Origin of the sequence: Streptomyces sp. 8N706 (genome assembly GCF_052245415.1) — a bacterium.
GTDB lineage: Bacteria > Actinomycetota > Actinomycetes > Streptomycetales > Streptomycetaceae > Streptomyces.
In genome coordinates this window covers 24,365-42,844 of record NZ_JBQQBW010000031.1, presented here as the reverse complement: position 1 = coordinate 42,844, position 18,480 = coordinate 24,365, and the positions used below count along the sequence as shown (strand labels likewise).

The 18,480-nt window shown below is 66.1% G+C and carries 13 protein-coding genes and 2 pseudogenes; 10 read left to right on the top strand and 5 right to left on the bottom strand.

Annotated features, from left to right (window positions below):
* The first annotated feature begins 161 nt into the window (after nt 1-161).
* The 5 genes from ACTWQE_RS14370 (at nt 162) to ACTWQE_RS14350 (ending at nt 4,324) form a co-directional block, all read left to right on the top strand.
* Nucleotides 162-515: a hypothetical protein gene (locus tag ACTWQE_RS14370; RefSeq protein WP_443329310.1), complete on the top strand. Its 354-nt coding sequence runs from the start codon at nt 162-164 to the stop codon at nt 513-515.
* 844 nt (nt 516-1,359) lie between these two features.
* Nucleotides 1,360-1,641, top strand: coding sequence for a hypothetical protein (locus ACTWQE_RS14365; RefSeq protein ID WP_443329309.1), 282 nt, complete (start codon nt 1,360-1,362; stop codon nt 1,639-1,641).
* Nucleotides 1,642-1,779: 138 nt separating this feature from the next.
* A complete protein-coding gene (locus ACTWQE_RS14360) occupies nt 1,780-3,006 on the top strand; it encodes a DUF7224 domain-containing protein (protein WP_443329308.1) in 1,227 nt (408 codons plus the stop codon).
* A 224-nt stretch (nt 3,007-3,230) separates the two neighbouring features.
* Nucleotides 3,231-3,584: a hypothetical protein gene (locus tag ACTWQE_RS14355; protein ID WP_443329307.1), complete on the top strand. Its 354-nt coding sequence runs from the start codon at nt 3,231-3,233 to the stop codon at nt 3,582-3,584.
* Nucleotides 3,581-4,324, top strand: coding sequence for an ATP-binding cassette domain-containing protein (locus tag ACTWQE_RS14350; RefSeq protein WP_443329306.1), 744 nt, complete (start codon nt 3,581-3,583; stop codon nt 4,322-4,324). Before ACTWQE_RS14355 ends, ACTWQE_RS14350 begins: the two co-directional genes overlap by 4 nt.
* A 68-nt stretch (nt 4,325-4,392) precedes the next feature.
* Here the strand turns inward: ACTWQE_RS14350 and ACTWQE_RS14345 are convergent.
* Nucleotides 4,393-5,208, bottom strand: a pseudogene (locus ACTWQE_RS14345) (IS5 family transposase).
* Between the two features lie 131 nt (nt 5,209-5,339).
* Here ACTWQE_RS14345 and ACTWQE_RS14340 point away from each other — a divergent pair.
* Both ACTWQE_RS14340 and ACTWQE_RS14335 read left to right on the top strand, forming a co-directional pair.
* Nucleotides 5,340-5,750 (top strand): RidA family protein, encoded by a 411-nt coding sequence (locus ACTWQE_RS14340; RefSeq protein WP_443329305.1) that lies wholly within the window; start codon nt 5,340-5,342, stop codon nt 5,748-5,750.
* A gap of 128 nt (nt 5,751-5,878) precedes the next feature.
* Nucleotides 5,879-7,289, top strand: a pseudogene (locus ACTWQE_RS14335) (NF041680 family putative transposase).
* 510 nt (nt 7,290-7,799) lie between these two features.
* On the opposite strand, the gene ACTWQE_RS14330 reads toward ACTWQE_RS14335, so the two are convergent.
* Nucleotides 7,800-8,723 (bottom strand): LuxR C-terminal-related transcriptional regulator, encoded by a 924-nt coding sequence (locus ACTWQE_RS14330; RefSeq protein ID WP_443329304.1) that lies wholly within the window; start codon nt 8,721-8,723, stop codon nt 7,800-7,802.
* A gap of 459 nt (nt 8,724-9,182) precedes the next feature.
* On the opposite strand from ACTWQE_RS14330, the gene ACTWQE_RS14325 reads away from it, so the two are divergent.
* Genes ACTWQE_RS14325 through ACTWQE_RS14315 form a run of 3 tightly spaced genes read left to right on the top strand, consistent with a single transcriptional unit; the run spans nt 9,183 to nt 11,998 of the window.
* Complete coding sequence (locus tag ACTWQE_RS14325) at nt 9,183-9,812, top strand: LmbU family transcriptional regulator (RefSeq protein ID WP_443329303.1); 630 nt, start codon at nt 9,183-9,185, stop codon at nt 9,810-9,812.
* Nucleotides 9,813-9,831: 19 nt separating this feature from the next.
* Nucleotides 9,832-10,902, top strand: coding sequence for a methyltransferase domain-containing protein (locus ACTWQE_RS14320; protein WP_443329302.1), 1,071 nt, complete (start codon nt 9,832-9,834; stop codon nt 10,900-10,902).
* A gap of 28 nt (nt 10,903-10,930) precedes the next feature.
* Nucleotides 10,931-11,998 (top strand): prephenate dehydrogenase, encoded by a 1,068-nt coding sequence (locus ACTWQE_RS14315; RefSeq protein ID WP_443329301.1) that lies wholly within the window; start codon nt 10,931-10,933, stop codon nt 11,996-11,998.
* Nucleotides 11,999-12,094: 96 nt separating this feature from the next.
* On the opposite strand, the gene ACTWQE_RS14310 is transcribed toward ACTWQE_RS14315, so the two are convergent.
* The 3 genes from ACTWQE_RS14310 to ACTWQE_RS14300 form a co-directional block, all read right to left on the bottom strand.
* On the bottom strand, nt 12,095-13,222 hold the full coding sequence (locus tag ACTWQE_RS14310; protein ID WP_443329300.1) for an aromatic amino acid lyase: 1,128 nt from the start codon (nt 13,220-13,222) through the stop codon (nt 12,095-12,097).
* 628 nt (nt 13,223-13,850) lie between these two features.
* The gene (locus ACTWQE_RS14305) at nt 13,851-17,069 is read right to left on the bottom strand and encodes an amino acid adenylation domain-containing protein (protein ID WP_443329299.1); all 3,219 of its coding nucleotides are present in this window, start codon (nt 17,067-17,069) and stop codon (nt 13,851-13,853) included.
* Nucleotides 17,066-18,475 (bottom strand): condensation domain-containing protein, encoded by a 1,410-nt coding sequence (locus tag ACTWQE_RS14300; protein ID WP_443329298.1) that lies wholly within the window; start codon nt 18,473-18,475, stop codon nt 17,066-17,068. The genes ACTWQE_RS14305 and ACTWQE_RS14300 overlap by 4 nt, the downstream gene beginning before the upstream one ends.
* Nucleotides 18,476-18,480: the final 5 nt, after the last annotated feature.

The window sequence follows — 18,480 nt, the reverse complement described above, 5'->3', positions numbered from 1 at the left end:
GAGGATCTCGGTGGCGAGTTGGAAGAGTGCGGTGCTGCGGGCCTGGTTGGGTCGGATTCCGAGCTGGTTCAGCCGCTGGGTCAGCTGTGTGGTGCTGGTCGGGCGTCCGGCTGGCCGCCTGGGAAGGGCCATGGAGACTGGGTCAGGGCGCCGATGGTCGCGTGGCACTTGCGTTTCGCGGCGACGGTGCGGGCCAGTGCGGCGACGGGCTCGGACAACTGAACCTGGGCATCGCCGAGGTGGAGACGTACTTCCTGGGCGCCGACCTCAACGTCCTCGATAGTCAGGCGGCTAATCGCCGAGGCCCCTTGGGCATAGAGGAGGAGAAGCAGCCCTGCGAGGCGGTCTTCGGACTCGAGGGCGTCGTCGTGCAGGAGCCGGCGTGCGACGTTCCAGCGGTGCTCGTCGTCGAGTGGCTGAGTGGGGGCCACTCCAGCGGACGGCGGGGGACGTGGACGGTGGTGAGCTTGTTGGTGCGGGCCCAGCGGATGAAGTGCCCGGCCGTCTGGCGGTAGGAGAGGGGAGTCGTCGGTGAGCCACCGGTCGAGGTCGTGCCTGCTGACAGGTCTCCAGAGGGAGGTCGTGTGCCGTCAGCCACGTCAGGAAGGCGACGGCCGCGTGGGTGCGTTGACGTGCGAAGACGAACTGCTGCGGGGTAATGGGGCGGCCGTTGTTGCGTCGGCGGAGTCGACTGACAAGGTGCCAGATCGTATACGGATGCAGGAGTTTGCTCTGTTCGGGTCCTGTTGGGATGCGAGGAGGCGGGTGAGGAAACCCGTCGCCTCACCCGCGAAAGCGCCCCGAAGTGGCGTGACACCTGACCCAAATGAAACGGACAACGAAGAATCAAACGCTCACTCAGTGAAGTCACCTGAGCGAGAGGTTCCCGTCCGACCGGGCCTTGGTGTACGCCCCAGTGGGCGCCCCGGGCCTCCTGCTCAGGTCGAAGTCGTCTCTTTTCCGGCATACCAGTTGTATATATAGGCAAAACTGCTTACTCGGGGACAGATAGCATTCCAGGCGTTGCTTAACGATAAGTTCACCTGTATGTTCCTTCCCGGCGAGGCGTCGGGAAGGAACACCATCCGCGTCTTCGAAATGCGCCCAGGGGGGCCTGATGCTTGAATCTCTTGATAAACGCATACACCTTTCCTGTCTTCTTCGTGTATCACCATGCGTGACCGGAACAGGAAAGAGAAATCCCGTGAAGGCTAGAGCCCGGATCGCTATCATTGCCGCTATATCATCCGCCGTGATGCTGCCCTCGCTCCTGCGGCTCAAGCGAACTGGACAAGCAGTATTAGTCGAGGTGCTCCCGGATTCGAGTCCCGACGCTGGGACGACCAGAGTTACTCGCAGGTGCAGTTCACGAACTGCCACCTTGGTTCTACCATCGCGGCTCCGGAGAGTGTCGATGTTCAGATGTGGCGGGATATCTCGTTTCAGCCTGACGATTCCTACGACAATAAGTCATTCACCGCTTGCTTCGACGGCGGCACGAGTAATGGCGAGTGGACGGAGCTCCCTTCGAGTACCGTCAGCGTCTACTTCCAGCTCATGAAGGTCGGCGGACAGAGTTCGGCCGGATTCACAACCGTTGATGTCGGCAAGGTTTACGTCGACACTACCCAGGCCGACTAGTATTTCCTCTTGGTTGACTGGTGAGGGGCGTTCCGAACGGTCCGCCCCTCGCTGCGGTTTTCCACCGAACCTTTAAGAGTCCTGATGAGATTTAGCACCAGCCTGCGTTCCGGTAGTGTGCGGTGGGCGGCCCCATTTGTGTTGCTGCTGACGCTGTTCTACTACTTCGCAGGTGAGAGCGCGCCGCTCGCGGTCTTCCACGGCTATGCTCCCGCGCTCGTCGCTGCCCCGCTGATGACCCTGTATGCGCTCGCGTACGCCGTAGCCGCCGCTCTGGCCTCCTGGGAGAGCGGGCGGCTCACAAGTAGCGGGGTGTGGGCGCTCGCCCCGGCGCGCTCGCGTTTCCGCGTGGCGGCCAATGTCCTACTGCCTGTGATCCTGCTTTCCTGGCTGGTGCTGCTGCTGCCCCCCAGCCTTTCGCTGGTTCGGACTGGAACCTTGCCTACAGCAGGCAGCTTGCGGCTTCCGGTGATGGCGCTCGTTTTGTGTGTGGCACACGCAGTTATCGGCTTTGGTATCGGTATCCGGGCTCCCCGGATGATCACAGCGCCACTCATGGCCATTACTGTGTGGGTACTGGTCGCCTTTTCTCGCGCGACTCAGCCTTATTGGCTCCGCCACGTTTCCGGCCAGTATGCGGATTTGGATTTCGGCGAGGTGCCAGCCGTGGCCTCGCTCGTAGCGCCCCTCCTCTTCGGCGGCGGTATTGCGATCGGCGTCGCCTTGTTGTGGCTTCCTCTCAGAGGCTTGGCCGCCAGAGCGGTGTTGGCCTGCGCCGTCTCAGGGATTTGCACTGTCAGTGCCTACAACGTCGCTCACGAATGGGACCACAATCCGCCCTTGGCCACCGGGCAGGCGCCGATGGAATGCCAGGGGAATGCGCCGAAGGTATGTATGCCGAAAGCCACGTCCAGCAATCTTGCCGCCGTGCGGAAAGAAGTGGTATCCGTTCTGGATGCCTTGCGCAGCAGCGGCGTGAAGGAAACGCCCTCGGTCATTACCGACCGGCTCGCAGACGGGCGCTTCGCCCGACCGTCCACCAAGGACACTTGGCGCATCGGCCTGACATCGGCAGCTCAGCGCGACGATGTGCGTTTTCAGGTGGTCACCGCCGCTGTTCGCTTCCCCTGTAAGCGGGCCGACGCCGTCACCGGGCACGCGGCGCTACTCTGGGCAGCCACAGTCACGGACCAGGTGAAGCCCTATAACGAGCGCATGGCGCAGGAAATGCAGACGCCAGAAACAGCGCGCGCGGAGAAGCAGGTGCGTGACATCGTTCAAGGTGTGCTGGAGCTCCCCGTGAAGAAACAGGGGGTCTGGTTCCGGCAGAGCCTCAGCAGCGCGTGCCATCCCGGGAAACCCTGATGTGGTGGCTCAAGGCGCGCCGCGTCCCCACCGTCTTGGCCGCCGCTCTTGTGTCTTTTGCACTTCTTGTACTTCTCGTTCAGAATGCGTTCGTCATCCTGCCGTCGTTCACCGGCAGAAGCCAAGTGGCCCTTTCCCTTTTCGCCCCCATCCCCTTGGTCGCGGGACTGACGCTCTGTCTTGAGTCACGGAGCGCTGCTGCTGAGAACTCGGGAGTGCGCCCCGTGCCCCTCCTGGACGCCACCCTGGTCACCGCGACCATGGGCGCAGCCGTGGCCACCAGTGTGGCAGCCGGCTTGGTCCTCGATGCGCCACAAGCCGGCACCGCAGGCCGAAACACCCTCTTCCTCACCGGCCTCATGCTCTGCGGCCGCGCCGTCGTGGGCCAGCAGGCGGTGATGATCCCCGTGGCGTGGCTGATCCTGGTGGTCTTCCTCGGATTCCGTCCCTCAGGCGACCCCTACGCCTGGACCATCGTCCCCGAGCCTGTCGGTGCCCTCCACGCAGCCGCCGGCGCGGTCCTGATGTTGCTCACCGGCACCCTCGTACAGCTGTACACCTCAAGGAAAATGTCATGACTTTGGAAATGGTCTCCTGCACCTACGGCTACCGGCGGCGACAACCTCCCATCCTCCAGGACTTCAGCTACCGCCTCCCCGAGGGACTGACGGTTCTGCTCGGTCCGAACGGCGCGGGCAAGTCAACGATGCTCAAGCTCGCAGCGACAGTCATCCGTCCCCGCTCGGGCACTGTCACCCTTGACGACATAACCGCAGGCACCAAAGCCTTCCGCAAGGCCGTGGCATGGATGCCACAGGACATCGTCCCCATGCCATCCCTGTCCGCACGCGAGTACGTCGCCTACGTCGGCTGGCTCAAGGGGATGAATCGCAACGAGGCCTGGCACCAAGCACGCCGAGCCCTCAGCCGCGTGAAGCTCGCGGACAAGGCCGACGTCAGGACCAACCAGCTCTCCGGCGGCCAACTGCGCCGAGTCGGCGTCGCTGCGGCTCTCGTGCATGACACCCGCGTACTCCTGCTCGACGAACCAACGGCAGGAATGGACCCCCACCAGCGCCGAGTCTTCCGAGACATCCTGAACAACCTCATCACAGAAGAGGTGCAGGTACTGCTGTCCACCCATGACGTCGCAGACCTCGCCGAGGAAGCCGACCACGTCACCGTCCTCCACAGCGGACGCGTTCTACACGACGGCACTACACACTCCTTCCTCTCCCATACCCCTGCCGGCACCGTCTCCGGTCGCGCCGCAGAAGGCGCCTACACCGCCCTGCTGACATACCACGGCGTGACCTAAGTTGCTCAAGACCGAACGCGGGATATGGGGCCGACGGGGCGCGCTGGGGCGGGTCCTTAGACGGTGTCCTATGTGGTGAGGCGGACGAGTCGCTTGTAGCAGCACAGAGCGGCGGCGAGGCCGAGAAGGCCAGGTAGTTACGAGGATGACGTTCGTAGGGGGGCTGAGCCGGCGGGAGCCGGACAGCCACGAGATCGTGCGCTCGATCACCCACCTACGACGCCCTAACCGTTCGCTGGACTCGATGCCTTTGCGGGCGATGCGCACGCCAATGCGCTTGCCTCGTAACCATTTCCGCAGGTGAGGGATGTCGTAGGCCTTGTCTGCATGCAGCCGCTGCGGCTTGAAGTGACGGCCTCGATGGGGGTCGTGTCTCGTTTGGTGACCCTCCACCATGGGCTTCAGGCCTTCGCTGTCGTGGACGTTGGCGGCGGAGACACCGACGACCAGGGGCAGTCCGTTCGCGTCCGACAGGACGTGCATCTTGGATCCCGGCTTACCCCGGTCCACGGGGCTCGGACCTGTGTGTTCGCCCCCTTTTCAGCGCGTACGTGAGCGGAGTCGAGGACGACGCGGGAGACGTCGATGAGGCCCGCGTCGTCGAGTTGGTGCAGGCCGGCTTCGTGGAGCCGGCCCCAGACCCCTGCCCGCGACCAGATCATGGACCGGCGGTGGGCCGTCGACTTCGATATACCAAAGCACGGCGGAAGGGCCCGCCAGGCGCAGCCGCTGACCAGCACGTAGATGATCGCCGCGAACAGCGTCTCATCAGGCGTGTTCGGTGTCCCACCGCCCTGTGGCCGCACCCGGTCCTCCGGAATCAACGGCCTGGCGAGCTCCCACAAGCCGTCCGGAACAATCCAACCCCACGTCCCCTGCCCCATGAACAGCCCAACGACCGATCACCACATAGGACACCGTCTAAGCTTGTTCTTTAACCTCACGTCGCTGCGGAGTACTTGCCGGTGGGGAAATTGCGGTGCGTGCTGGCACCACGCTGGTCAGACTCGCTGACATGACTGAGAAGATCACCCGCATCAACCCCGAGCAGCTGCATGAGACACCCGGCTACCACCACATCACCGTGGTGGAGGCAGGCCGTACCGCCTATCTGGCGGGGCAGTGCCCGCTTGGTCGGAATGGTGGCCTCGTCGGTTCCGGTTCCCTCGAGACGCAGGTCGACCAGGTTGTCGCGAACGCGCTCACTGCCCTGGCAGCGGTGAGTGCCCAGCCTGAACATGTGGTGCGGTCAGTGATCTACGTGCGGAGCGATGAGAGGGACATTCTCGGAGCCGCATGGCTTCGGCTCACCGAGTCTGCCCTGGGTCCGGCGTTCACCACCGCCAGCACGCTCTTGGGCGTCGCCCAGCTGGGCTTTCCGGGACAGCTCGTCGAGGTGGATCTCACCGTGGCGCTGCCTGACTGACTTCGAACGGCGTATCGAACTGGGTAGCCCAGCTGGGCATTCGCGGCACTGGGGCGGCCTTCGTCTGATCATGTGCTCCGACCAAGGTGCACCGATCGAGACGAAGGCCGTGAAGGTGAGTCTGCTGCCTGACGCCGGTCCCCGGGGAAGCGTTCGCGCAAGCATCACGCTTCCGGGAGGAACTATTCGACTGCCTGACCGTGCGCGGGGACGAGCTGTTCGAGCTCGTGGACGCGTTGCTGTGCGCGGACGGCCCGGTGACCTCGCCGGTGGAACTGACGCTGGTGGCCGAGCACCGGCGTGGGCACGGCGCGATGTACGAGGCGCTGAACCACGGGAACGTGGACGTACCCCGGTTGCGGCAGGTGCTGGCCGGTCTGCCGATGCCGCGGGCCGCCGACGGCGCCTGGTCCTGGCCGTCGACGTCAGCAACTGGCTCCGCCCCGACGCGCCGACCAGCGCGGATCGCCTGTTCTGCCACGTCTACGGCCGCAGCGGACGGTCCTCGGACCAGTTCATCCCCGGCTGGCCGTACTCGTTCGTCGCCGCCCTCGAATCGGGCCGGACGTCCTGGTGCCAGCTCCTGTATGCCGTCCGCCTCGGACCCGAGGGCGACGTCGCCGAGGCCACTGCCTCCCAGCTCCGCCGGGTGGTCACCGACCTGATCGCGATGGGCCGCTGGCACGTCGGTGACCGCGACATCCTCATCGTCTTCGACGCCGGCTACGAAGCCCCACGCATAGCCCACCTCCTCGACGGCCTCCCGGTCGAGGTGCTGGGACGGATGCGCTCCGACCGCGTCATGCGACGGCCGACGCCCTCGCTCAAGGAGTACGCCCTGGCCTACCCCCAGGGCGGGCGACCGCCGAAGCACGGCAAGGAGTTCCGCTTCGCCAAGCCGGACACCTGGGGCGAGCCGGACGCGGCCACGACGCAGGTCACCGACCGATACGGCACCACCCGCGCGATGGCCTGGGACCGTATCCACCCGCGTCTGACCACCCGCTCCGCCTGGATCGACCACACCGGCGAACTCCCCATCATCGAGGGCACACTGATCCACCTCCAGGTCGACCGGCTACCCGGTGGAGGAGACCCGCTGCCGCTCTGGCTGTGGTCGTCCGCCACCGGCCTGAACTGCGAGGACGTCGACGTGCGCTGGCAGGCATTCCTGAGGCGCTTCGACCTGGAGCACACCTTCCGGCTGATGAAACAGACTCTCGGGCGGACCCGCCCGAAGCTGCGAACCCCCAAGGCCGGCGAGCGCTGGACCTGGCTGATCATCGCCGCCCATACCCAGATCCGCCTTCTGCTCGAAGCGCCGCCGACTTGCGGCGGCCGTGGGAGAAGCCCGCCGAGCCCGGCCGACTCACCCCGGCCCGAGTCCGCCGGGGGTTTCGGAACCTCCGCCCGCTCCTGCACTGCCCGGCCCGCTACGGCTACAGGGTGGCCAGTGACACTCCAGGCTGTGGTGTGCGAACCCAGGTACGTCGACGGGTCCAGCGGGTGCATCCGTCGAGGGGCGGTGCGCCGAGGTGACAGGTTGGAGTGATCAGTAGGTCGACCCGCTCAACAGCGACTGGATCTCAAGGGCGAGGGCGTCACGAACCCGCTGAGCACGGAGATAGTCACGAGAGCTGATCGACTCGCCTGTCGAGAACACCCAGCGGGCTCCTCGGTAGCCTCCCCAATCCTGGGCCAGCGTGTCGTGGTGAACCTCACCGGGCAATACACCTAGTGAGCTGGTCTTGAGGTCTGGTCTCGCCACGTGAGTCGTGTTCTGTTTCAGATCACGGCTCCGCCGGTGACAGTCACAGGTGGTCTGCGGTCTGCTGTTTCCGGGACTTCCTCGACGAGATCGACCGCCAGACCGGGCCCGGCCTGGCGGTCCACGTGATCTGCGACAACCTCTCCGCGCACAAGGCACCGGTGGTGCACGAGTGGCTGCTCGCGCACCCCCGTTTCGACCTGCACTTCCACACCGGCACCGCGCTCCGCGCCGACTCAACAGGCACCCACTCGCCACCGGACCTGGGCCGTCGGCACCCCTCAGGAGGCAGCCATACCACCGCCGGGGGCGTCGAGGGGAAAATCCGAGGTTGCCAGCAGGTACCCGAGCTGCGCACGGCTGCCGCTGCCGAGCTGCTCCGACACCTTGCGTACATGCTCCGCGACGCTGCGGCGGCTCATCCCGAGCCGCCGTGCGATGGACTCGTCGGTCTCCCCGGAGACGACGGCGTGGAGGATCGTGCGCTGGATGTCCGACACCACGACTCGCGGTCGCAGCCCCGAGTCGGGGTCCTCCACCGGGATGCTGCGCGTCCAGTCTCGGTCGAAGGAGCGGGCCAGGAAGCGGACCACGGCCGGATGCCGTACCTCGAGCGCGGCGGTACCGCGGTCGTCGGACACCGGGATGAACGCCACCGTGCGGTCGCAGATGATGAGCCGGTCGAACACCTCGGCCAGCGTGCGCACTTCGGCGCCGGCCCGGGCGATCTGGCTGATGTAGGCCAGTGTCGGCTGATGGTGGCGCACCGTGTGTTGATACAGCGTCTGCTGCCGCCGGCCACGGGCGAGCCGCCGCATGTCGCGCTCCAGCGCGAGGGCAAGGTCGTCGGTGCTCCGGCCGCCTCCGGGTTGCGCGGTGAGCAGTTCCTCCTGACACGCGTCCACCGCGGCCTCGAGCGCGTTGTTGATGTCGGCCGCGCCGCGCAGCAGCGTTAACTGCGGCTGCTCGTCGCGTCGTGCGTCCAGGTAGACCTCCTCCACCAAGGAGAAGGCCGCCATGAGGACTCTCTGCCTTCTGCGCTGGGCAGCCAGCTCCTCCTGGAGGGGCTGGAACACTGCGAAGGCCGCGGCATGCGGGGGAACCGGTTCCACGGTGGCGGGATCGTCATGACCGGTGCGTACGAGGCCGAGCGTCGTCAGGCAGGGGGGGACGGACTCGGCCGGAATCTCACCCTCCTGCAGCACTCTTTCGTAGTGACGCAGTGCCGTCGAGCATATCGGCGAACCAAGGGACATATCGCATGTGTTCGGATTCGGGCATAGTTGATAGTCGTTCACAATGTTGCACCTTACCTTCGTGCAGCGGTACGGCTCTCGCGAGCGGATACCGACGGAGGGCAGCATGGGCGTCGGAGAAAGGAATCGAACCCGAACGAAAGAGCTTCATCTTGAAACTTTTCGGAAAAGCGCTGCTCGCGACGGTCGGGGCCATCTCGGCAAATCTTGTGCCCATATCGCCGTCGTACGCGACGGCGTCGGTCACCACGATTAGCGAGCCCGCGGAATTCGATGTCACGGACTCGGGCTGGGGGCCGTGAACCGGTGCCCCCAAACCTCGCTTAATAAGCTGTCGGTCGTCCTCGCCCGCGCGGCGGCCGAGGATCGGGCTATGCTTCTGCCAGAGAGTCCAAGGGAGTTGAATTCATGGCCAACGATCTCCTGAAAATTCCCTCCAAGGAATCGCGCCGCCGTGGCCCGCAGATTCCTGCGGGGATCCCCTCCGAAACCCTCACCGTCGATTCCTCGATATCGATGGAGCGAACTCGTCTGCGACTTCCGGACGATCTGCCCTTGGATGAGTGGCGCCGTATCGGAGAACGTATTCTCTCGATATCCGACTCCTCCGCGTGGTGGATCGGAGACTGGCTCGTATTCGGTCAGCAGCAGTATCACGACCGGTACAAGCGGGCTATGAACGAGACACTGCTCGACTATCAGACACTGCGCAACTACGCGTGGGTGGCACGCAAGTTCGCCCCCGCCCGCCGACGAGAGAAGCTGACCTTCCAGCACCACATGGAGGTCGCCGGCCTGCCCGAGGACCAGCAGCACCACTGGCTGGACTTCGCGGTGCGGTTCGCATGGTCGCGCAACGAGCTGCGCAGGCAGATCAAGGCGAGCACCGCCCCCGACGAGATCACCAGCTCGACGGGCGAGATACAGCTCAGCCTCCGGTTGGCGGAGAACCGCATCAGGCGGTGGGAAAGAGCCGCGCAGCAGAGCAACAAGAGTCTGACCGACTGGATCGCAGCGGTGCTCGACAGCGCCGCCTGACGATGGAGAGACGTACTTCATGGAAATCCTCACAGGCTACTCGCAGTCTGCGCGGGCAGAGGTGGCGCAGCTGCGGGACGAGGAACTGATCCACACCTGGCAGCAGTTCCAGATGTCCACCATGCCCGACCTCATCAGCGCCATGCATCTGTGCCATGCCATCCACGCCCTGGCCGACACTGGACTCCTCGAACGGCTGCGCGACGGCCGCAACAGCGCCGCAACCGGCCTGTTGGACGGCATGAACGAGCGCATAGCAGCCAATGTACTGCGCTATCTGGTAGCGCGTGGACTGCTGGAGGAGTGGCAGGGCGCGTACACCCTCACCTACAAGGGCGAGCTGCTCACCTCGGAGATCTCCCTCGCCCGGCTCGGCTTCTACGTGGAGGCCTACGGCCCGGTCACCCAACGGATGGGCGACCTGATCACCAGCAAGGCGGTGTACGGCACCGATGTGCAGCGCAGCAACGGCCCACTCAGCCGGCACTGCGGCACCGTCTTCGCGAAGTACTACACCCCCATCATCCAGGAGGCCATGGCCGGTCGCGGGGCCAAGCGCATCCTGGACCTCGGATGCGGGGCGGGCCAGCTGCTGATCGATGTCTGCCTCAACGACCCCGACGTCACCGGCGTCGGTCTGGACATTGCGCCCGCTGCGGTCGAGGTCGCCCGGGAACAAGCGCGCCGGCACGGGCTGGAGGACCGACTCCAGTTCGTGGTCGGCGACGCGTTCGCCCCCACCGACTGGCCGGACGTGTGCGGCGGTGTCGAGGTCATCAGCGGCATCGGCGTCCTGCACGAGCACTTCCGGGACGGCGACCAGGCCGTCGTGGAAATCCTCGACGCCTACGCCGAAGTCCTCACTGGCAAGAAGATGCTGCTGATCGGCGAGCCCGAGCCGTACTACGACGACCGGGAGAACGACTCCGACTTCTTCCTCATGCACGTCCTCACCGACCAGGGGTTCCCCGTCGACAGGTCGGACTGGGCCGACGTCTTCGAGCGGTCCAAGCTCACCTGCCGCCGCGTACTGACCCGGGCCACCGCCGGCCCTCGCATGTGCTTCTACGACCTGGTCCCGCGGGGCTAGCCGTGACCCAGTACGACGGGGAGAGTCCATGCGCTCCGCGCTCATAGTGGGCACCGGCGCCATCGGAACGTCGATCGCGATGGCCCTGCGCGCCCGCGGGGTCGCCACGTATCTGCGGGACACCGACCACGGCGCGGCACGGACAGCCGAACGGGTAGGCGCGGGCACCACGGCCGCGCCGCCGGGACCCGTCGACCTCGCGGTCCTGGCGGTGCCGCCCGCCACGGTGGCCACCGCACTGGTGGCCCTCCAGCGGGAGGACGCTGCCCAGTGCTACACCGATGTCGCCGGGGTGAAAGCGCTTGTGGAACGCGAGTGCGAGGCGCTCGGCTGCGAACCGACCTCGGTCGTGGGTGGCCACCCCTTGGCGGGCGACGGCCGCCAAGGGCCGCTCGCCGCCAAGGCCGACCTCTTCGAGGGCCGTCCCTGGGTGCTGGTGCCCACCGAGCACACCGCCACAACGGCCCTCAACACCGTGCTCGCCATGGTGGCGCTGTGCGGCGCGACCCCCGTCTTCCTAGACGCGCAGCGGCACGACCGCGCCATGGCCCTCGTCTCCCATGCCCCCCACTTCCTCGCCAGCCTGCTGGCCGGGCGGCTGCGCGACACCGGCGCCTCCGTCCTCCGGCTGGCTGGCCAGGAACTCCGGGACGTCACCAGAGGCGCCGCGGCCAGCCCCGAACTCTGGACGGACCTGCTGTCCACCAACGCCCCGGCGGTGGCGGACGTGCTGGAGGCGTTTGCCGAGGACGCCATCGGCGCCGCCGCCGTACTCCGCGCACGGGACGCCCCCACGACGGCCCCGCTGCTCGCACTGCTGCGCAAGGGCGCCGAGGGGCAGGTCACCGTACCCGGCAAGTACGGCGTGCCCGCCGCCGCCCTCGCTACCGTGGAGGTGGTGGTGGATGACGAACCCAAGCAGTACGCCCAGCTCTTCGGTGACCTCGCGGCGGCCGGCGTCGCTGTCGATGACGTCGCCATCGAACGCTCCGCCCACCGGGGCACAGCGCGGATGTCCCTCACCGTCTCCGCCACGGGCGCACCCGTGCTCGTTGCCGAACTGAACATGCGCAACTGGCATGTCGAGGTAGTGTGACCGCCGCGCGCGGACCGACGAAGTCGCTCCGGCGCGCGGGTGGTAGTCCCTTTCCCCGGGGGGGTTTCCCTGTTTAACCAGAGCCGGGGCCGGGCGTCAGCCCTCCGGCTCGCCAGGTTCCACGAACAGGCCCCGTTCCCGCTCCCGCCCGCCGTCCGCCTCCCCGGTGAGCACCGCGCACACGCCCCTTGCGATCCGCCAGGCGTCGTCGAGCGCCTCCATGGCGCGCTGGGGGGCGGCGGCGCACTCTCCCACAGACCCCCGCCACGTCGGCTGGAGGGCGGTCAGTCGGACGGCCAGCTCGGCGACCACCGCCTCGTCCGCCCTCCGGTCCCTGCCCGGTCGCCCGCGGGCGGCGCCGTCGTCGCGATCCTCCGCACGCAGGGCGAGTCGCAGTTGCTCCTGGGCGAAGAACGCCAGCATTCGCGCCCCGCGCACCTGCTGCTCAGACGCCCACAGGGCCACCCGCGCCGGCCCGGCGGCGCCCTCAGTGCCCAGGGGGCGTCCCGTACGGCGCTCTGCCTCGCCCGCCACCAGGTCGCCCTGCCTGGCCACCTCGTCCCTCAGCGCACACAACTCCCGGTGCGCGGCCCACAGCACGTACGGCTCCCGCAGCCGGTCCTCGGCGGACATCTCCCGGGACCCCGGGCCCGGGGCTCGCGTCAGTAGCGGCCGCAGCCGCACGGCGCAGGCCGCCACCACATCAGTCAGGGACCGCAGGCTCAGATGGAGATGAAGGGCGAAGGCGAGTGCCGCCTCGTCACCACGCACGAACTCGCGGACGAACCCGTTGTCCCAGGGCACTGGATCGAGTCGCAGCCGGCGCAGTGCCTGGGCGGCCGGCATCCGCTGCCAGCCGCCCGGCATCCGCCGCCAAGCCAGCCCGTGGCCAGCACAGCTCCAGGCGGCGTGGACCAGGGGCGTGGCGTTCCGGCCAACCAGCAGGGGCACGACAGGGGTGTAGCCCCCGTTCCACTGCCGGGCGAAGGCGTGCCAGGTTTCGGCCGCGGGCTGCGGAAGGTCCCACGCCAGGGCACGCAGCCGCAGCCATACCATGGTCCGTACAACCTCCGGGGGCAGCACGCGATCGGTGGCTGCGACGGGATCGGGCGGCGTGACCGGCGGATGCCGGCGACCAGGGTTGCCGAGGTCGGCCGAGATGATCCGTGCCCCGTTCCCGCGCACGAAGACGAGTCTTCTGCCCCAGGCGGACTGCTTCAGCAATACCCTGACCGGGCAGGGCGCACCCCAGCTCACCGCCCGGAGGGGCGAGGTTGGACGCCAGGGTCTTGGCGCACGTCTTGCGCCTCCGTCAGCGCGCCGGCGGTCCGCCGTGCGGGGGTGCGCGATTTCTGCATGGGTGATTCCCCTCTGGATTTCCGAATGGGATCAAGTAGGCGTACCGGCCCGGAGTCTAGGGCGGCAAGCATGGCCCGCACGTCGTTCATCGGCAACCCCGTGACATCGGAGATGACCAGAGTCTCTGCCACTAGGGCGAGTTAGTGGAATGACGGGGTTTCGAAGACGGTGCAGTACGGGACAGTTGATGCTGAAGGTTGGGAAGTAGGCGCGGGCGGCGATGTTATGGATGCCGAGGTGTGGGTCCAGATTTCCGCGGGCCCCGAGCCGCCGAAACGCACTGAGGACGCTTGGAATCAACAGACCCGACGATCCCAGACCCGACGATCAAACGATTTCGGCACAGGTTAGAACGATCTACCTGCCTTGATCACATTGACAGGCTCCGCGCGACCCGCCTTGTGCCGAAGGCGCGTGCTGAATTTGGTGTGTAGATACCTTCCGGGACGGCAATAAGAATGTGACGTTTCTGTGCGGATGCCGCTCGACTCGGTCACCGAGTCTCTTTCGCCCGGGGCATGGGCCGAAGCGGCGGGCGAGTCCTGTTTCCGGCGTTGCCCAGCCGTCCCACGAGAGTTGCGACACTGGGCGCCTCGAACAGGGCGCGCATTCCCAGCTCCGAACCCAGAGAGGATCGGATCCGGCTGACCAGACGTGTCGCCAAGAGGGAATGCCCCCCCAGGTCGAAGAAGCTGTCGTCGATCCCGACCCGCTCGACGCCCAGGACCTCGGCGAAGAGGCCGCACAGGATCTCCTCCTGCGTGGTGCGCGGCCCGCGCCCGGCCGTGGCGGTGAGGTCCGGGGCTGGCAAAGCACGCCGGTCGAGCTTCCCGTTAGGCATCAGCGGCAGCTCGTCCATCACCACAAGCGCCGACGGAACCATGTAATCGGGCAGGGTTGCGGACAGGTGGGCACGCACATCGGTTGCTTGCGGTGCCGCGCCCGCTGCGGCGACGAGGTAGGCAGCCAGGCGCTTGTCGCCCGGCCGGTCCTCCCGCACCACCACCGCGGCTTGCGCGATGTCCGCGTGTCGGGTCAGGACCGCTTCGATCTCGCCCAGTTCGATGCGGAATCCACGAATTTTCACCTGGTCGTCCGTGCGGCCCAGGTACTCGAGTTGACCATCGGCCTGCCAGCGGACCAGGTCGCCTGTCCGGTACATCCGCGCTCCCCCCCGGCCGAAGGGATCGGCGACGAACCGCTCCGCCGTCAGACTCGGCCGACCTAGGTAGCCGCGAGCCAATCCGGTACCCGAGATGTAGAGTTCGCCGATCGCTCCTGGCGGTACCAGGCGCAGGCTGCCGTCCAGCACGTAGACCCGCTTGTTGAAGATCGGGCGTCCGATCGGGGGAACGCCGGAGCCGGAGAGCGGATCACTCATGGTTGCGCACACGGTGGCTTCGGTCGGCCCGTAACAGTTGATCATCTGTCGGCCTGGGGACCAGCGCTCCACGAGGTGGGGAGAGCATGCCTCGCCTCCGACGACCAGGGTGCCGCCCTCGGGCAGAGAGCCTTCCGGCATCACGGCAAGGCAGGCAGGTGGTAGGTCGACGTGGGTGATCCTCTTCTCTGCGATCAGCTCGGCCAGCGGTGCTCCCGGAAGGACTCGTTCTCGAGGTGCGACGACGACGGTTGCCCCGTAGAGCAGAGCACAGGCCAGGTCGGATACATGGCTGTCAAAGCTAAGTGACGAGAACTGCAGCATGCGGCTGTCTCTTTTGACGTTGTACCAAACGTTCGTCGACTCAGCCATGTCCGGCAGCCCCTCGTGCGGGATGACGACGCCTTTGGGGCGCCCCGTGGAGCCGGATGTGTAGATGACATAGGCCGAATGCGAGGGCAGCAACCGTTGGGTACGGTCGCTGTCGTTCAGATCTGCGGTGGGGTATGCGGCCAGAGCGTGGATGACAGACGGCTCATCCAGAGCGATCTTCGGAGCCGGGTCGGCCAGCACAGCGGAAACGCGGCTGGCGGTCAGAATCATTATCGGCCGTGCGTCGTGGAGCATGTAGCTGATGCGGTCGGCTGGGTACGCAGGGTCGATGGGAAGGTAGGCGGCGCCTGATTTGAGGACCGCGACCAGAGCCGTGACCATCTCCGCCGATCGGGGTACGGCCAGGGCTACGAACTGCTCAGGGCCGACCCCCCGCTCGATCAGGTACCGCGCCAGCTGGTTCGCCCGTGCGTTCAGCTCGGAATACGTCATCTCGGTATCTTCAAAGATGACCGCGGTGGCGTCCGGTGTGCGGGCCGCCTGGGCTTCGAAGAGTTCCGGCAAAAGTGGTTCCGGCAGTTCGCGGCTGGTGTCGTTCCATGTGACCAGCAACTGCCGCCGCTCGTCCTCGCTGAGGATGTCCGTATGCCCGACGAGCTGGTCCGGCTCCGCACGGGCAATGCTCTCCAGCACACGCCGGAAGCGATTCGCCTGCTTCCCCGCGGACTCCGTGTCGTATACATCAGGGTTAGCATCGAAATCGATCTGCAGACGGTCGGCGGCAGACCTGTCGTACACGGAAATCGACACATCGTTGAAGGGTCCGTTTGCCAGATTATGGGCGATGGTGTCCAGTCCGCCGAAGCGTATACCGCGCTCGAATGGCGTCAGATCTATCAGCGGGCCGAACAGCGGATCGCCGCCGGCCAGTTTCTGATCCAGACGCATGTCCTCATACCGATACTGCCCGTGGCGCAGCGCCGCGCGCACGGTACGGGACACCTGCTCCGCCAATGTTCCGAGCGACATCTCGGGGCGGATGGATAGGCGAACGGGGAGAATATTCGCCAGCATGCCCGGTGTACCTCGTTCCAGGCTTCCGGACCGCCCGTCGACGCGGAGGCCCAAAGCGATCTCTTCCGCCCCGGTAGCGCGGTAGACGTAGACGCCGACGGCAGCGATCACGAGTTCGGAGAAGTCCGTCCGAAGACGCCGGGCGGCCGCGTGCAGTTGCGTGACGTCCAGATCCCCGCAGTTTTCTGTGTGCCGAATGAACGTATGTGGTGTTTTCCTGGGGCGCAGTCCACTTGGACTCACGCCGACCGCTCGGTCGGCGAGGGCTGCGAGCCAAAACTTTCGGTCCTCACGTCGCTCGGGTGAGTCCCGGTAGGCGGAGTCCGCGGCGAACAGCGACTCGACCGGGCCCAGGGCACCTTCCCCTCCGGGCTCTCCACACAGCAGCGCTGTGTAGATCTCGGCGACCCGCTTGGCGATGATGAAGCTGCTGTATCCGTCCACGGCGACGTGATGAGCCCGCTGGTACCAGAAATAGCGGTCGGCGGCCACCTTGAACAACGCCTGGGTGAAGAGCCTGCCTTCCTGCGGCGCGACCGGGCTCCGCATGTCCTGCCACATCCAGGATTCGGCGGATTCCCTTGGATCCGCTTCGGAGCTGACATCTAGCACATTAAGCGACCAGTCGTTGGAGACGGCAACGTGCTGTATCACAGTGTCGTCCGACTCAACGAAGCGGAGATGACATGCCTCCGCTTCGCCGATGGCCTGACGCAGTGCCCGTTCGAACAGATCAGCGTCCACGGCGCCGAGAATCTCCAGATAAATACCGGTGTTGTAGATCGGGCTCTCCGGATCAAGTTTCTGGGCATACCAGAACCCGAGCTGTCCGGCTGTCAAATTCCAACAGCGACTGGCCATGTCTGAGCCTTCACCAGATGCGGAAGAGGAATTATGCCACTGGGGTCGGATGGCGGCTGTCACCGGCCGCTCCACAGTGTGTCCAGCTGCGGCTGGTTGGTATTCCACTCGAATAGAATTCGGTTCCGTTCCTCCTGGGAGAGCACCTCGATAGACCCTATGGACTGGTCGGGGTCGGTGACTGCGGAGCGAAGGAGCTGGACCAGCCGATCCGTCATGGCCTCGGCCGACCTCCGGTCGAAGAGGTCGCTGGAGTAGTGCAGCCCCGCTTCCATCCGCGATGTCCCTCCGTCAGCCGTCGGCTGTCCCGAAAAGTCGAGGGCCAGATCGAACTGGGCAACTCCGGGATCAATTTCGAGTACAGAGGCGTCGATGCGTGGAAACGTCAGTTCTAGGTCCGCATCGTTCTGGTAGGTCAGCAGAACCTGGAACAGCGGGTGATAACTCAGGGAACGAGCTGGCTTGAGGACCTCGACCAGCCGTTCGAACGGCATTTCCTGGTGGGCGTGCGCTGCCAGATTTGTCTCTCGAACTCTGAGCACCAGTTCCCGGAAAGTCGGGTTCCCTGACGTGTCGGTACGCAGCACCACCGTGTTGGTGAAGAAGCCGATGAGGTGATGGAGGGCTTCCTCCGTGCGTCCGGCGAACGCCGCACCCAGGGGAATGTCGGTTCCCGATCCCAGCCTCGTCAGCAAGGCGGCGACCGCGGCCTGTATCGCCATGAAGACCGTTGTGCCCGTGTTCTGCGCAAGGGCGGCGAGGCCGGCCTGTGTCTCCTCGTCCCAGCCGAACGGGATGCGGTGCCCGTCGCCAGACGGCACCGTCGGCCTCGGGCGGTCGGTGGGCAGTGTCAACAACTCGGGGGCGCCTTCCAACTCCTCGCACCAGTATGCGAGATGAGCGGACATCTCGCTTTCCGGGTTGGCCTCGTCGCCCAGGGCTTCCCGTTGCCAGAGCGCGTAGTCGGCGTACTGCACAGGCAGAGCTTCCCACTCCGGAGCGGCCCCATCGAGACGGGCCGTATACGCCTGGGACAGGTCCCTGGCGAGTGGGATGTTGGACCAGCCGTCAGTGGCGATGTGGTGCATCAGCAGCAGCAGGACGTGTTCCTGCGGCCCGTGTCGCAAGAGCGTTGCCCTTATGGGGGCCTCATGGGCCAGGTCGAAGGCGTACAGCACTTCCTGCTCGAGCACCGCCTCGACGTCCGCTGACACAACGTCGCGAAAACGCAGCTCGGGCCGCGCCTCGTCAATGCCGAGAATGTGCTGACAGGGTTCCCCATCCGTGTCGGGAAAAACCGTCCGCAGACTCTCATGTCGCGCGACGACGTCCGAGATGGCCGAGGCCAGCGCCGCACAGTCCAGGGTTCCAGCGAGCCGGAGCACCAGTGGAGCGTTGTAGCTGGGCCGGGGGCCCTCCAGCTGGTAGAGAAACCACAGCCTTCGTTGGGCGTACGACAGAGGAATCATGGTGT